General features: G+C 66.8%; 16 protein-coding genes. 11 read left to right on the top strand and 5 right to left on the bottom strand.

Annotation, left to right across the window (positions count from 1 at the left end; all coding sequences use genetic code 11):
• Window positions 1–11 precede the first annotated feature (11 nt).
• The 6 genes from G6N32_RS22335 to G6N32_RS22310 all read left to right on the top strand — a co-directional run bounded on the left by G6N32_RS22335 (window position 12) and on the right by G6N32_RS22310 (window position 4,604).
• On the top strand, window positions 12–236 hold the full coding sequence (locus G6N32_RS22335) for a CbtB domain-containing protein (protein ID WP_036343583.1): 225 nt from the start codon (window positions 12–14) through the stop codon (window positions 234–236).
• Window positions 227–1,045: a CbtA family protein gene (locus G6N32_RS22330; RefSeq protein ID WP_115321913.1), complete on the top strand. Its 819-nt coding sequence runs from the start codon at window positions 227–229 to the stop codon at window positions 1,043–1,045. The genes G6N32_RS22335 and G6N32_RS22330 overlap by 10 nt, the downstream gene beginning before the upstream one ends.
• 117 nt (window positions 1,046–1,162) lie before the next feature.
• Entirely contained in the window at window positions 1,163–1,948 is a 786-nt protein-coding gene (locus tag G6N32_RS22325; protein WP_410432334.1) for a L,D-transpeptidase, read from the top strand.
• Between the two features lie 224 nt (window positions 1,949–2,172).
• Complete coding sequence (gene gjpA / locus G6N32_RS22320) at window positions 2,173–3,387, top strand: outer membrane porin GjpA (RefSeq protein WP_147292073.1); 1,215 nt, start codon at window positions 2,173–2,175, stop codon at window positions 3,385–3,387.
• A gap of 84 nt (window positions 3,388–3,471) precedes the next feature.
• Window positions 3,472–4,236: a hypothetical protein gene (locus tag G6N32_RS22315; protein WP_232077253.1), complete on the top strand. Its 765-nt coding sequence runs from the start codon at window positions 3,472–3,474 to the stop codon at window positions 4,234–4,236.
• Entirely contained in the window at window positions 4,233–4,604 is a 372-nt protein-coding gene (locus G6N32_RS22310) for a hypothetical protein (RefSeq protein WP_172507331.1), read from the top strand. The genes G6N32_RS22315 and G6N32_RS22310 overlap by 4 nt, the downstream gene beginning before the upstream one ends.
• A 19-nt stretch (window positions 4,605–4,623) precedes the next feature.
• Here G6N32_RS22310 and G6N32_RS22305 read toward each other — a convergent pair whose 3' ends face one another.
• From G6N32_RS22305 to G6N32_RS22295, 3 genes are read right to left on the bottom strand one after another with little or no spacing between them, the layout of a single operon-like run.
• Window positions 4,624–6,183, bottom strand: a complete 1,560-nt coding sequence (locus G6N32_RS22305) for a radical SAM protein (RefSeq protein ID WP_163789581.1) — start codon at window positions 6,181–6,183, stop codon at window positions 4,624–4,626.
• Window positions 6,184–6,191: 8 nt separating this feature from the next.
• Complete coding sequence (locus tag G6N32_RS28980; RefSeq protein ID WP_232077252.1) at window positions 6,192–6,686, bottom strand: hypothetical protein; 495 nt, start codon at window positions 6,684–6,686, stop codon at window positions 6,192–6,194.
• Window positions 6,683–7,468, bottom strand: a complete 786-nt coding sequence (locus G6N32_RS22295; protein ID WP_115321909.1) for a prolipoprotein diacylglyceryl transferase — start codon at window positions 7,466–7,468, stop codon at window positions 6,683–6,685. Before G6N32_RS22295 ends, G6N32_RS28980 begins: the two co-directional genes overlap by 4 nt.
• Before the next feature lie 150 nt (window positions 7,469–7,618).
• Here G6N32_RS22295 and G6N32_RS22290 point away from each other — a divergent pair, with 150 nt between their 5' ends.
• A complete protein-coding gene (locus G6N32_RS22290; protein ID WP_115321908.1) occupies window positions 7,619–8,365 on the top strand; it encodes an SDR family oxidoreductase in 747 nt (248 codons plus the stop codon).
• Here G6N32_RS22290 and G6N32_RS22285 read toward each other — a convergent pair.
• The gene (locus G6N32_RS22285; protein ID WP_232077250.1) at window positions 8,356–8,850 is read right to left on the bottom strand and encodes a MarR family winged helix-turn-helix transcriptional regulator; all 495 of its coding nucleotides are present in this window, start codon (window positions 8,848–8,850) and stop codon (window positions 8,356–8,358) included. The two genes, G6N32_RS22290 and G6N32_RS22285, sit on opposite strands and share 10 nt — an antisense overlap.
• 110 nt (window positions 8,851–8,960) lie before the next feature.
• On the opposite strand from G6N32_RS22285, the gene G6N32_RS22280 reads away from it, so the two are divergent.
• From G6N32_RS22280 to G6N32_RS22265, 4 genes are read left to right on the top strand one after another with little or no spacing between them, the layout of a single operon-like run.
• Entirely contained in the window at window positions 8,961–9,629 is a 669-nt protein-coding gene (locus G6N32_RS22280; RefSeq protein WP_115321907.1) for a cysteine hydrolase family protein, read from the top strand.
• Window positions 9,626–10,087, top strand: coding sequence for a nuclear transport factor 2 family protein (locus tag G6N32_RS22275; protein WP_115321906.1), 462 nt, complete (start codon window positions 9,626–9,628; stop codon window positions 10,085–10,087). The genes G6N32_RS22280 and G6N32_RS22275 overlap by 4 nt, the downstream gene beginning before the upstream one ends.
• A gap of 23 nt (window positions 10,088–10,110) precedes the next feature.
• A complete protein-coding gene (locus G6N32_RS22270; RefSeq protein ID WP_115321905.1) occupies window positions 10,111–10,749 on the top strand; it encodes a pyridoxamine 5'-phosphate oxidase family protein in 639 nt (212 codons plus the stop codon).
• Window positions 10,750–10,756: 7 nt separating this feature from the next.
• On the top strand, window positions 10,757–12,508 hold the full coding sequence (locus tag G6N32_RS22265) for an MOSC domain-containing protein (protein ID WP_115321904.1): 1,752 nt from the start codon (window positions 10,757–10,759) through the stop codon (window positions 12,506–12,508).
• A 4-nt stretch (window positions 12,509–12,512) separates the two neighbouring features.
• Here G6N32_RS22265 and G6N32_RS22260 read toward each other — a convergent pair whose 3' ends face one another.
• Entirely contained in the window at window positions 12,513–13,547 is a 1,035-nt protein-coding gene (locus tag G6N32_RS22260; protein ID WP_170310642.1) for a CobW family GTP-binding protein, read from the bottom strand.
• Window positions 13,548–13,953 lie beyond the last annotated feature (406 nt).

The raw sequence follows: 13,953 nt of genomic DNA, 5'->3' as shown, positions 1-13,953 counted from the left end.
AGGACCTTTCGATGAACGAAGCCAATCCCACCCTCGGTGCGCCGCGTGTCGACCTGCGTGCGGCGGCGAACAGTCTTGCCACCCCACTGCGGTTGGCGGTGCTGACTCTGCTCGCGCTGATCGTCTACTACTTCGTCGGGTATGACCAGGGTGCCGTGTCGGTGTTCGGCTCGGACACGCATATTCACGAGTTCGTGCACGACGCCCGTCACCTGCTGGGGTTCCCGTGCCACTGACCGCCGAATTGCCTGCAGCTGTGCGCTATCTCGTGCCCGGGGTGATGGGCGGCATCGTCTGCTTCGCGTTCAGCCGGTGGCTGATCGAGCCGTTGATCTCCACCGCGGTGGACTACGAAGGTGCTCGCGAACACGCCGAGGCCGAACTCGCCGGAGAAGCTCATGGTCACGGTCACGAGCTCTTCAGCCGTTCGGTGCAGGAGAACTTCGGTGCCGCGGTCGGGATCATCGCCTTCGCCGTCGCGATGGGCGTGCTGTTCGTGGTGGCTTACACCGTGATTCGTTCTGCGATCGAGCGACGCGGCGGGACGGCCGATCCCACCGGCCTGGCTCTGCTGTTGTCGGCGGGGATGTTCGGGGCGATCACGTTGGTGCCGGGCCTGAAGTATCCGCCGAATCCGCCCACTGTCGGTCTGGAAGAGACCATCGGTGCGCGAAGTTCGGCCTTCCTGACCATCACGGTGGTCTCGGTGATCGCGGCGTCCGTCGCGACAGCCGCCGGGCTGGCGTGGTCTCGGCGGTGGGGGAGTTGGCCGGCGACCGCGCTCGCGGCCGGTGGCTACGGCGTGGTCATGCTGGCCACGTTCGCTGTGCTGCCCGGCTTCCACGAGGTTCCCGGCCCGCTTTCCGGACCGGACGGCATCCTGATCGAGGGCTTCCCGGCGCAGGTGCTGGCCGACTTCCGGGTGTATTCGTTGCTGAACCAGGCATTGATGTGGGCGGCGATCGGCGTGACGTGGGCGCTGCTGTCGGGATTGGCCGCCCGCAGCCGGCGGCGCTCGCTCGGAATGGATTATGTCGCAGCCTGACTGATCTCGGTGGTCGGTCATGCGACACTGACTCCCAGAGCAGGTGATGGGAGAACGTAGATGTCGCGCTGGACGAGGATCACCCGGGTCGCCGCTGTGGTGCTCGCCGGGCTGGTGATGGCGAATGCTGCACCGGCGCTGGCGGATCCGGGTGATCCGGCCGCGGGTCAGGACCCGACGCCGTTCATCGGCGTCGCGCCGTTCGGGCCACCGAGAATAGCTCCTGCGAACGGCTCGACGGTGGGCGTGGCTCAACCGATCATCATCGACTTTCCCGGACTTGTGGAGGACTCCGGCGCCACCGAGAACGCCATCCACGTCTCGTCGAACCCACCGGTCCCCGGCAAGTTCTACTGGATGACCCCCACCCAGTTGCGGTGGCGCCCGCTGAGCTTCTGGCCTGCGCACACCGCGGTGACTGTCGACGCAGGCGGTACCGTGTCAACCTTCCGCACCGGTGACACGCTGATCGCCACTGCCGACGATGCCACCCATCAGCTGACCGTCACTCGCAACGGGGTGGTGGAGAAGACCATCCCGATGTCGATGGGCATGGCGGCAGGTGGGCATCAAACCGCCAACGGGACCTATTACGTGCAAGAGAAGATGCCGTCGGTGGTGATGGACTCCTCGACCTACGGGGTCCCGGTCAACTCCACGTACGGCTACAAGACCACGGTCGAGCTCGCCGTGCGATTCGATGACAGCGGCAACTTCGTGCACAGCGCGCCCTGGTCGGTCGACGACCAGGGAAAGCGCGACGTCAGCCACGGGTGCATCAACATCAGCCCAGCCAACGCCCGCTGGTTCTACGACAACTTCGGCGCCGGCGACCCCATCATCGTGAAGAACTCGACCGGTACCTACACCAGGGTCGACGGGTCCAGCGACTGGCAGCGATAGCGGGTCGCGTTTTCGTTCGCTGGGGGAGCCGCACGCGGACAGAGATGCGGCAAAGCCTGCGTTCGCAGGCCGCTGAGCGATTTGCCAGAAGGTGCCACACCGGGAGCCGCGGGACCGGCCGAACGGTCCAAACACGGCTCATCCCTGTCGAATTCGATTTTTCGGCCCCGGCCATGGGGTAGGTTGCTCACGGGTCAGGGGTGACACGACGACGGGGAGTCACTATGTATGCAGTCCCTCGGCCCTTTGTTGCCGCCACGGCGGCAGTGGTCGGCGCCGGCGCCATCGCGATCAGCCCGGTAGGCCCGGTGGGCCCGGCGGCACTGGACATTCACGCCGCGCCTGCGATCCAGTTGGCTGCGAGCACCGACTGGGCGGACATCTTCACCAGAGCCGGCCAGAACGCGCAGGCGTTGTTCGACACCTGGCGACAGGCGCCGGCTCCCGTGCTGCAGCAGATCGTCGCCAACCAGATCTCCTACCTCAAAGAGCTGCCTGACTTCGCCGCCGTCGCCAACCAGATCCAGACCCATCTCCGGGCCGCGCTGGCCGCACCGACCGCTCCCGATCTGAGCACTCTGGACCCCACCCACGGAACCTTCTACCAACTGCTGCCTGCGGTCTTGCAGTTGCCCGGTGTCCCAGAAGCGTTGAACCTCATCATCTCCCCGACTGGGCGGCAGTTGCTGGGCTTTTCGACGACTGCGCTGAGCGGTTTGATCCTCGGCATGGCCGGTCCGGTGCTGGGGCCCCTGATCGTGTTGTCGTCGAGCGTGGATGCGATCCGGGCGGAACTCACCTCGCCGACGCCCGACGTGGCTGCTGCGCTCAGCACGTTGACGAACATCCCCGCGGCCATGACCGACGCATTCCTCAACGGCGGCCAGCACGTCGACCTGACGGCGCTGGCGAAGACATTCGGACCGGTGATCGGAGTCAGCTTCCCGGCCGGCGTGCAAGTCGGGGTCGCACTCGGCGGTCTACTCAGCCCGGGCGGCTCGATCTTCAATGCGCTGGATTTCGCATACGACAACAACCTGCTCGGTGTCCTCCACATCCACGTCCCGCTCGCCACCGGTACCGGTGTCGGGCCCATCGGGGCGTTCATGGACTTCACCAGAGCCATCGCCAAGGCCATCGGGTGGACCCCGCCCGCGAGCGCCGCCACCGCCACCGCCACAGCTCGGAGTGTGGCTGCGCCGAGCGGTTTGGCCGCGGTCAACGAGGTGCCGAAGTCCGTTCTGGCCGCCGCGCCCACCGCCACCGTGACGACGCCCATTGCCCCCAAAGCCACCACGAACCGTGATGTCAAGGCGAGCAAGGGAAGTAGTGCCGCAGCTCGCGACAAAACCACCGCCAAGCGCACCCCGGCGGCGGCCGGGTCCGGCAAGGGATCCAGCGCGCGGGCGAAGGCGCCGGCAAAAGCCGCGGCCGGGTAGCCGCCGGTCAGCGTTCCAAACTCGGTAGCCGGGCCCTCGGCGCGCCAGGGCCACGTTTCGACCGCGTCGGGCGATGATACGGGTGTGGCTGCTGATACCAATGTGACTAACCAGGAACCGCCGGTCGAGCGCCCGACATCGCAACCGGAGGCGTCCGCCGAGGCCATGGCCGGTGAGCCGCCGGCCGACCCAGCTCCCGTGTCGCCGCCCAAGCCGCGGACCTGGTCCATGCCGAAGTCGCCGATCACGCGCAAGCAGGCCGACGACGTCGGTCGCGTGGCGCTCAAGGCCGTCATCGGCATCGGCCGTTTCATCGCCGCTTTCGCCAGGAACTCAGCGCTCGCCGTCACCAAGATGTGGCGGGTGATCGAAGGCGTGCCGGCGGCCGTGCAGCTGTTCGGTGCCGCGGGCATCGGGATGCTCCTCGGCATCGTCGGCGCGATCACCCTGCACTCGACTGCGGGCCTGGTCTGCACCGTCGTCGTCATCCCGGTCTGCGCCGCAATCCTCGGTGCGCTCGGCCACCGGTGGTATCGGGGACTGGGTATCGACACGACTGAGCACTTCACGTCGGCCGAACCGACGCAATCCGACCTGCGGCGCTCGGTCGAGTACGTCGACAAGAAGCTGGCGCTGGCTCTCAACGCGTTCGGCACCGAGCAACACCAGCAGGCTGTCATCGCGTTGTTCCAGGCCAAGACGGCGGTCGAGCTCACGCTGGGGACGGAGCAGGACCCGCCGAGCCATGTCGACCTGTCGCTTCGTGCGGACGACTACGCCTTGCGGCCGAGGATCCGCGCCGGGTCGGCTTCTGCTCTGCCAGAAAGCAATTCGCTGGCGGCATCGTGACCGCACCGACGATCACCGGTCAGGTCGCTCTGGTCGAGGACGACTACACGCTCGTCATCAACCGTGGCGGCGACGCCGGGGTGAGACCGGGCATGATCTTCGCGGTGCACTCTACGTCGGGTCCGGTGATCACCGATCCCGAATCCGGCCGCGAATTGGGCAGGCTCAGCCGGGAGAAGCTGCGGGTCCGCGTCTTCGATGTACAGCCCCTGTTCGCCCGCGCGCACACCTTCGTCGAGACCGACAGCTTCCACGGCCTGCTCGGAATCCCCTTCGTGCCCGACGACGACGTCGTCGTCATCGACGTCGGTGACACAGTCGAATTGATCCCTCGAGACGCGCGCCGAACGCACGTCGCAGCCCAGTAGTTACGAAACGCGACGCCGGTCAGTCCCCAGCCCGCGGGCTGACCGCGAGCAGCGGAAGTTGTTGGCCCGCTGCGATCGACATGCGCTGGCGGGCAAGTGCAGGCCATGCCTGCACTGCACAGAACGGCGCGCACTGGTGCTGAGCTGCGCTGGTGCCGACGTGCACGCAGCACTGCACCAGGCGTTCCTCGATCATGGTCGACATGTCCATGAACGGCTTGATTGTGATGCGGACGACCCGTTCGCCCAGCATTCGGCGGAGCTTGCGACGCCGTCCGGGCAGCGCCGACGAGGCCATGGTGAGTAGCGTGCTCATGCCGAGATCGCAACTCTCGCAAATGGTTCGCCACACATCGCCGATATCGGGGTGCGACAGCGACGACTGCTCCGAGAGCAGGCCGAGCAATGATTCCTTGACCGCCAGGCGCAGCTGCTGGGGAAGCTCGCTGTCGGCGATCCGATTCGACACCAGCCCTAGTCTGGCCTTGAGGCCGTCGTGGCCGAGCAGCGACACCAGCGAGCGCCACGCGCCGGCGTCGTCACGAATCAGGTATCCGACCGAGCAGCAGTGCGGGTGCGAGCACGGTAGGGCGGTGAGGTCGCGCCACGTCACCGCGCCGTCGGTCTGCGGCCCGAGCCGCTTGAGCACCCCGGTGTGGGTGAGCCGGTCCAGAGGGTCGATGTGCCCGGACCGGCCGGAGCCGAACTGCGGCTGGATGCTGATCCCGCCGACGTAGGGTGTCGCCAGAGCCAGCGTGACCATGTCGCCGATCTCGGTGTCGTTCACCCCGAGGGCAGCCGTCATCACCAGCGTCGTGAAGATCTCCCGCTGCGACAACCGTTGCAGTGCGGCGTGCTTCACTGCGCGCAGATCCCCGCCGCGATGATGGCGATGTGCGGCCTCGGTGAGACCGTCGTACTGCAGATACACCTCGACGCGGTCGCGGTGCTCGGTGAGCAGGTCGAGCAGGCCGTCGTCGTTCGCGATGCGAACGCCGTTGCTGTTGATCAGTATTCGGGTGATCGGCCGACAGGTCAGTTCGGTCAACAGCTCGGGAAGCGCCGGGTGCAGTGTCGGCTCTCCACCGGAGAGCATCAGCACGTCGAGGCGGCCGTTCTCGCGGGCCAGCCGCTGGTCCACGTTGGCCAGCACGTCGGCGACGGCGACCACGTTGCGCAGGTCCGGTGAGGAACCCGTGAAGCAGGTGGGGCAGCGCAGATTGCAGGTTTCGGCGATGTCTTCGAGAAGGATGCACGTGTGCTGGGTCTGCATCTCCGGCAGTCCGCGCAGATACGCCGACGGGATCGGATCGAAATTTCCCGCCACATCGGGGGTGTGGGCCTTGGTGGGCGCAGTCCATTCCTCCAGGTAGCGCAGGATCTCCGGATCCTCGTCGTAGAGAGTGCTCACCAAACCGTGCGTCCCGCAGCCACGCTCGAGCCACACCCGCTGGTCACGCTCGACGAGCCGGCCGCTGAGGCGGGCGACATCGGCCAGCGACTTTTCGGGGGCCTCGTCGTGGCAGGACGGGCAGAAGGCGGTGACGTAACGCAACAACCGATCGCCGCGCAACCCCATCCCGGCGGTCACGCGTACAGCTCGGGGTTGAGACCCGTGCAGAATCCGACGGAGACGACGGATAGCACCGCCCAGCCGATCATCAGGCCGAGGCCCAGCCCCTTACCGTTCGCCTTCCCGGTGGCCAGCAGTACACCGCCCCCGCCGAAAGCGATGAGCGCCAACACCACTGCGCCGAGGACCACGGTGCCGTGCCCGCGCCCGTCGGACATGGCCAGCACGGCGAAGGCGATGACGAAGTTCAGCGGCATGTACAGAAACGCCCCGAGGAACACCATCCCGACCGAGATGCGCGGGGAGTGTGGTTGCCACGGCGGCGGCACAGGTGGCGGGTAGTCGTACTGACCCGGCGGCCGATACCCCGGCGGCGGCGGGTATCCCGGGGGCGGCGGGTACCACGGCGGCTGCGGCAGATAGGCGGGCGGCAGCGGCTGCTCCGGTGGGACGTCGTCGCCCTTCTCGCCGTTCCCCTTCTCGTCGTCGCCCGGTGGGGGAGTCGTCATGCGTGTACCTCCTGCCGCTGCGCTGGGAAGCGATAGTAGCCGCGGCGGTAGCCATACCACATCCGAACGCCGACAACGGCGAGCGAAGGCAGCAGGAACCATTGCGGCCGAGTCAAATCCAGCCACACCGTCTGGTTGGCGCGGGTGAACTCGACGAAGAAGCGGAACACGGCGTATGCCGCGACGTAGATGACGAACAGTTCACCCGGCCTGGTGATGCGGGGCCGCAGCCACATCAGCGCAGCGAAAGCCGCCAGCTGGAAGGCGATTTCGTACACGAACGACGGGTGCATCGCCTGGCCGGTGAGGCAGCCGGGGCATTCGGGTGTGCTGGCGGCGGCGTGTACACCCCAGGGCAGGGAGGTGGGCCGACCGGGCGCTTCGGTGAGATGGCACCCGATCCGGCCGACGGCCATCCCGAGTGCCACCGCCGGTGCGAACAGGTCGCCGGTCTTGCCCCGGTACCCGCCGAGTCGTTTGGCGATCAGCACCCCGACGTAGGCTCCGAGCAGGCCGCCCAGAATGCTTTTGGAGCCGTACTCCCAGGCGCGTGCCAACGTGGGGTTGGCGGCGAGATCCAGGTGACGTGCCCAGCCGGAGAGGCGCATTCCGATCGCGCCGCCGACCAGCGCTCCGGCGACCGCGACGAGCGACTGGTCGTTGACGGCCCCTCGCCGACGCGCCTCGACCATGAACACGACCATCGCGGTCACCACCCCGAGTCCGACGAACAGACTGTGCACCGGAATCGCCACCGGTCCGACGTGCCATTCGGGGACCATGGGTCAAAACCTATCGGCAATTTCGCGACCGCGACGTGTGATTGCCTGCGAGTGGTTCGGTTCGGACCGCCGCGTCGGCGTCCACGGTGGAATAACGTGACATGTCACGTAGTTCTTCTGGCTATACGTCCCACACATCGAGGAGTAATCATGGGTCAACTGAGCGGCAAGACAGCCCTGGTCACCGGCGGCACGTCGGGCATCGGCCTGGCGACCGCGCAACACCTGGCGGCCGAAGGCGCGCATGTCTTCCTGACCGGACGAACCCAGGAGCGGGCCGATGCGGCGGCGGCCACGATCGGTGACGCCGCGACTCCAGTCGCGGCCGACGTCACCGATATCGATGCCCTCGACCGTCTCGCCGAGGTGATCGGGCAACGTGGCGGCGGCGTGGACGTGATCTTCGCCAACGCGGGCGGTGGCGAGTTCGCGACTCTGGAGGAGGAGACACCCGAACACCTGGCCGACACCTTCACCCGCAACGTCGGCGGCACGGTCTTCACCGTGCAGAAGATGCTGCCCCTGCTCAACGAGGGCGCCTCGATCGTGCTCACCGGGTCGACGGCCGCCAGCCGCGGAGTGCCCGCCTTCGGTGCCTACGCCGCATCGAAGGCCGCCATCCGCTCGTTGGGCCGGACCTGGGCGGCTGAATTGGTCGGCCGCAGGATCCGGGTCAACACCGTGGTCCCCGGGCCGATCGAGACACCCGGGCTCAAGGGTCTGGCTCCCAGTGGCCAGCATGATGCGCTACTCGACGGGGAGGCCGCGACGGTGCCGATGGGCCGCGTCGGTAACCCCGGTGAAATCGCCACTGTGGTGGCGTTTCTCGCCTCCGACGCGAGCAGCTTCATGACCGGGTCTGAGATCTTCGTCGACGGCGGGTCCGTTCAGGTCTGATCCGGGCGCGGCAGCGTTCCCTCCCGCAGGATGCTGTCGTAGACGACCGCCAGGATGTCGGCCAACTGCTCGTCCTGGCGGTCGTCGAGGTCGGAGAAGAACAACGTGCGAACCCATTCCGCATGCAGCGGCGCGGCCGAACGCAGCGTGTCCCAGCCGGCGTCGCTGAGCAGCACGTCGGTGGATCGCCGATCGGTGTCCGATCGCACACGTTCGACCAAGCCGCGACCGTTCATCCGCTGAAGATGATGGGACAGCCTGCTGCGTTCCCAGCCGATCGTGGTCGCCAGCGCGGTCAGTTGGGTACGTCGGCCCGGCGCCTGCGACAGCGCGTTGAGCACCGTGTAGTCGCTGAGCGACAGTCCGCAGTCGGCCAGCAGTTGCCGGTTCATCTCGTATTCGAGCCGGTGATACACCCGCATGTAGTTCAGCCAGGTCCGCTGCTGGGAAGCGTTGAGCGGATAGCTCTTACGGCGTGCGGCCACGCGGGGTTCTCCTGTCTGAACAATGTGACGTGTCACGCATCGTAAGTCTGCCCGCTGCGCGTTCAGAAACGTTTCACAACATGTGCAGTGCGGGGTGGCACACTCGCCAGATGGATATTGACCCCACCGATACCGCCGTCGTCGTCATCGATCCGCAGAACGACGTGTTGAGCCCGACGGGTAAGAACTGGGAGGTTCTGGCGGCGTCGGTGACGGAGAACAACACGGTGGGACACCTCGTCGAGATCTTCACCGCTGCCAAGGCGGCCGGTTACCCGGTGGTCATCTCGCCGCACTACTTCTATCCCACCGACCACGGCTGGCTGTTCAACGGACCGCTGGAGTCCGACGAACTGGCCACCGGCACGTTCGCCCGCCGCGGTGCTTTGACACTGGACGGATTCGACGGATCCGGCGCCGACTGGCTCGAGGAGTTCAAGCCGTTCATCTCCGACGGTTCGACGATCGTGGCCAGCCCCCACAAGGTGTGGGGACCTCAGACCAACGACCTGGTTCTGCAACTGCGCAAGCGCGGGATCACCAAGGTCGTGTTGTGCGGCATGCTCGCCAACATCTGTGTGGAGTCCCATCTGCGGGATCTGCTCGAGCAGGGGTTCGAGGTGGCGGTGGTCCGCGACGCCACCGCGGGCCCACGACATCCGACCCGAGGTGACGGATATCAGGCGGCGCTGGTCAATTACGCATTTCTGGCGCACGCTGTGCTGAGTACCGACGACGTGGTCGCAGCCATGGCAGTTCCGACGGAAGGCTTGACGTGACGGAATCCCGGCCACCGTTCCCGCCCTTCGACCACGAAGCTGCGCTGCAGAAGGTTCAGGCCGCCGAAGACGCCTGGAATACCTGTGACCCGCAGCGCGTGAGCCTGGCCTATACCGCCGACAGCCTCTGGCGTAACCGCGATCAGTTCGTCACCGGCCGCGAGCAGATCGTGGAGTTCCTGACCACCAAATGGGAGCGCGAACTCGACTATGCGTTGCGCAAGAGTTTGTGGGACTTCCACGGCAACCGCATCGCGGTGCGCTTCCAGTACGAATGCCGCGACGCAGGCGGCCAGTGGTGGCGCAGCTACGGCAACGAACTGTGGGAGTTCGCCGACGACGGGTTGATGCGCCGTCGTGAGGCCAGCATCAACGACGTCGTCATCGACGAATCCGAACGACGTTACTTCGGGCCCCGGTCGGAAAACGAACGAGGCCGCGATATTCCGCTGCGGTGACCCCGAGCTGACAGGGAGACGACATGAGCAAGCATTACGCGTCCATCGCCTTCACCGACGATGTCCGCGCCGTCCAGAGCGATCATGGCAGCGACGCGTTCTACGGCCGCAAGATCGTGGCCGGTAAGGCCGCCCCGGGACGCGACCCGCTCACCGAGGACGAGAAGGACTACCTGAGCGAGCGGGACGGCTTTTATCTGGCTTCGGTGTCGGAGACTGGGTGGCCGTACGTTCAGTTCCGCGGCGGCAACCCGGGATTCATCCACGTCGTCGATGACCACACCATCGGCTGGGCCGACTTTCGGGGCAACCTGCAATACATCAGTACCGGCAACATGACCGGTGACGATCGGGTGGCGATCATCGTCCTCGACTACGCCCATCAGCGCCGGCTGAAGATCTTCGGGCACGCCCGCATCGTGACCGCCGACGACGACCCGGAGCTGCTGAAAGCCTTGACCGATCAGACCGACGACTCGGTGGTCGAGCGGGCCGTCCTGATCGATGTCGAGGCATACGACTGGAACTGCCAGCAGCACATCACCCCGCGCTTCAGTGCGGCTGAACTCGAACCCGCGCTGGAACCCCTACGCACCAAGCTGGCGGAGCTGCAGGCTGAAAACGACCGCCTGCGTGCCCAACTCGACGACCCGAAGGGGTGATCAGCCAATGGCGACACTGGTCTCGGTCAATGTAGGGCTCCCCAAGGATGTGGCGTGGAACGGGCGCACCGTGTACACCGGCGCCTGGAAGGCCCCGGTGTCTGGTCCGCGGATGGTGCGCCGGCTCAACGTCGACGGTGACGGCCAGGGGGATCTCGGCGGTCACGGCGGTGAGAACCGTGCCGTCCTGGTGTACCAGGTTGCCTCCTATGAGTATTGGGCCGACGAGCTCGGTCGCGACGACTTGGGGCCGGGTGTCTTCGGGGAGAACCTGACCGTCGACGGGCTGCCCGACGACGAGGTCTGCATCGGTGATCGGTATCAGATCGGCGAGGTGGTCCTGGAGGTGACCCAGCCCCGGGTCACGTGTTATCGCGTCGGAATGCGGTTGGGCGAGCCGCGAATGGCCGCCCTGCTGGTGTCACATCACCGGCCCGGGTTCTACTGCCGGGTGCTGGCCGAAGGCGAACTCATGGCCGGCCAAGAGGTGGTCAAGATCGCAGACGGTCCACAGCAGGTCAGTGTCGCCGAGATCGACGCTCTGCTCTACCTTCCCGGGCATTCCGGTGACGCCCTGCAGCGCGCTCTCGCGGTCCCGGCGTTGAGCCCCGGGTGGAAGACCTCGTTGCAGAGCCTGCTGGAGCAAGGCTCCGCAACGGGCAACACCGGGCTGACCGGGGTGGCGCCACCACCGCCGGTATGGCCGGGCTTCCGCGCGCTCAAAGTGACGGCGGTGCGCGACGAGAGCCGCAATGTCCGCTCGGTGTCGCTGGCCGACCCCGCCGGTGAGCCGTTGCCGAAATGGCTTGCCGGCCAATCGGTCGTACTGCGGATGGCGGTTGATCCCGACGGGCCTCCGCTCGTGCGCAACTACTCGCTGTCCAACGAGCCGGGCATGCCCGAGTACCGCATCGGCGTCAAGCGCGAACCGATGGGCACGGTCAGCGCATACATCCACGATCATGTGACGGTCGGCGACCTCGTCGAAGTCGCGGCGCCGCGGGGGAGCTTCTTCCTCGACGACAGCGCGCGGCCGGTGGTCCTGATATCGGCGGGTGTCGGGGTGACTCCGGTGTTGTCGATGCTGCATTCGCTGGCCCAGAGCGGCTCCGAGCGCCCACTCTGGTGGCTGCACGGCGCGCGGGACGGCACCGAGCAGCCGTTCGCTGCAGAGGTCAGGGATCTGCTGAATCGAATGCCGCACAGCATGTCTCGGGTATTCTTCAGCCGCCCGAGTGCGTCCGACCGGGTGGGTGTCGAGTTCGATCAACAGGGCCGGCTGACGGCGCAGGCATTGAGCGATCTCGGCCTACCGGTCGCCGCGCAGGTCTTCATCTGCGGCCCGGAACCATTCATGGACGCGGTGAGCGAGGCCCTTCTCACACTTGGTATCGACGCCCGCGACATCCACTCCGAGAGGTTCGGCGCCCATACGGCGATCACGCCCGGCATCGCGGCGGCCACCGCGCGTCCGCCACACCAGCCCGAAGGCCCGCCCGGTCCGGGACCCAGCGTGCAATTCGCGCGGAGCGCGCTCGCCGCGCCGTGGCGGCCCACCGACTCCAGCCTGCTCGAGTTCGCCGAAGCCTGCGATGTACCCACCCAATGGTCGTGCCGCACCGGGGTGTGCCATACCTGCGAGACGGCGCTTCTGGCCGGTAGCGTGCGCTACGAACTCGAGCCGCTGGAACCACCGGCCGACGGAAACGTGTTGCTGTGCATCGCCGCTCCGGCTGAAGACGTCGTCGTCGACCTGTGAGCCGTCAGGACTTGGCGAGGTAGCGTTGGAAGCGCCGCTGGGTGGTCGCCGACACCGGCCCGTCGGCGGGCCGTAGCGCATCGGTCATCAGGGTCCGCACCGCCTGGGTGTCGAAGTGGGTTCCGATCGCCACGAGGTGGGTGTCCGTTCCGGACGGGGTGGCGCTTCGTGCGATGTGCACCGTAGGCCCGACGACGTTGACCACGAAGCCCCGCACCGCGCTGCGATGCCGCACCGCCACCCGCCCTTTCATCCGGTACACGCCTGCGGGCGGAAACTCGAGCAGTTCGAGCAGCCGCGCCGGATCGATCGGCTCGGTGGCGGTCACCGTCACCGACTCGGCGTGCACGTGGTCGTGCTCACCGACCGTTTCTTCGAACAGCGCGTCGCGAAACGACAACTGGCCGGTCTCGCCCGTCGCCGCGGCGACGTCGTACAGCAGGGCCGGGTCGATGTTTCCGTTCGTGGCACCGATGACGTGGGCACGTGAATTGCGTTCCCGTACCCGGGCTTCGATCCTTGCCAGCACGGCATCGTGGTCGTCCGCGGGGACCTGATCGAGTTTGTTGACGACCACCAGCGTCGCCGCGCCGTAGCGGGCCGGTGCGACGCCGCCGCGGTCGACGGTGTCGAAATGCTGTACGGCATCGACCACATCGACGACGCCGCCGTCGCGAACTCCGGTGATCTCGCTGAACCCGATGATGCGGGCCAGTGCCGCTGGATCGGCAAGCCCGCTGGCCTCCACGATGATGGCGTCCAGCCGCAGCTTGGGATCCGCGAGCCGAGCCAGGGCGGCGTCCAATTGGCCGTCGTCGGGAAGGCAGCAGATGCAGCCGCCGGCAATCGAGGCGGGCTCGTCGATCTGCCCGCTGATCAAACCCGCATCGACATTGATCTCGCCGAAGTCGTTGATTACCACTCCGATCCGAGCCTGCGGGGTGCGCAACACATGGTTGAGCAGCGTCGTCTTACCCGCGCCCAGATGGCCGGTGAGCGCGATCACCGGGATCGTTGCGCCGCTGACAGCCCGGGACACCACGTTCCAGATGGTGCCATACGCGGCCGTGCCTCGACTCCCCACCTCGGCACGTTTGCTGGAAGCTATGAATGTTCACCTCGCGGCCGGCGAATGCCAAGACGGCTACCGCCGCGGCGCCGCAATGCCCAGCATGCCGTCCGGCCGCCTCGACGACTCAAACATTGCTGGGCGAAACACCCTCTCAGGCAGTGGCTACCTCGCTGCCGGCGGGCTAAAGTGCCTCAGGCAATCGTATCTTCCGGTCTGTTTCGCGGCGCTGTCGCGCAGTGCCGTGGGATCCATGTCAGGACCGGGTCGAGTCGTTTGCTGTATAGATGCGGCCGTGCGCGGGGCGCGCGCCGTGGCCGTCTCGAACTCGGGGGGAACAATCGTCACCGATCGCCAAGCGCTGACAACCCGCGGA

It is taken from the genome of Mycolicibacterium aichiense (assembly GCF_010726245.1).
In the GTDB taxonomy this organism is placed as follows: domain Bacteria; phylum Actinomycetota; class Actinomycetes; order Mycobacteriales; family Mycobacteriaceae; genus Mycobacterium; species Mycobacterium aichiense.
The sequence above is the reverse complement of the archived record's forward strand: the minus strand, read 5'-3'. Positions and strand labels throughout refer to the sequence as shown.

What these genes read in the sequence shown, in the direction of transcription:
- G6N32_RS28980 (WP_232077252.1), bottom strand. Translation starts at nt 6,686, where the DNA reads ATGACGACTCCCCCACCGGGCGACGACGAGAAGGGGAACGGCGAGAAG.
- G6N32_RS22335 (WP_036343583.1), top strand. Translation starts at nt 12, where the DNA reads ATGAACGAAGCCAATCCCACCCTCGGTGCGCCGCGTGTCGACCTGCGT.
- G6N32_RS22290 (WP_115321908.1), top strand. Translation starts at nt 7,619, where the DNA reads ATGGGTCAACTGAGCGGCAAGACAGCCCTGGTCACCGGCGGCACGTCG.
- G6N32_RS22270 (WP_115321905.1), top strand. Translation starts at nt 10,111, where the DNA reads ATGAGCAAGCATTACGCGTCCATCGCCTTCACCGACGATGTCCGCGCC.
- gjpA (WP_147292073.1), top strand. Translation starts at nt 2,173, where the DNA reads ATGTATGCAGTCCCTCGGCCCTTTGTTGCCGCCACGGCGGCAGTGGTC.
- G6N32_RS22325 (WP_410432334.1), top strand. Translation starts at nt 1,163, where the DNA reads ATGGCGAATGCTGCACCGGCGCTGGCGGATCCGGGTGATCCGGCCGCG.
- G6N32_RS22280 (WP_115321907.1), top strand. Translation starts at nt 8,961, where the DNA reads ATGGATATTGACCCCACCGATACCGCCGTCGTCGTCATCGATCCGCAG.
- G6N32_RS22265 (WP_115321904.1), top strand. Translation starts at nt 10,757, where the DNA reads ATGGCGACACTGGTCTCGGTCAATGTAGGGCTCCCCAAGGATGTGGCG.
- G6N32_RS22305 (WP_163789581.1), bottom strand. Translation starts at nt 6,183, where the DNA reads ATGGGGTTGCGCGGCGATCGGTTGTTGCGTTACGTCACCGCCTTCTGC.
- G6N32_RS22295 (WP_115321909.1), bottom strand. Translation starts at nt 7,468, where the DNA reads ATGGTCCCCGAATGGCACGTCGGACCGGTGGCGATTCCGGTGCACAGT.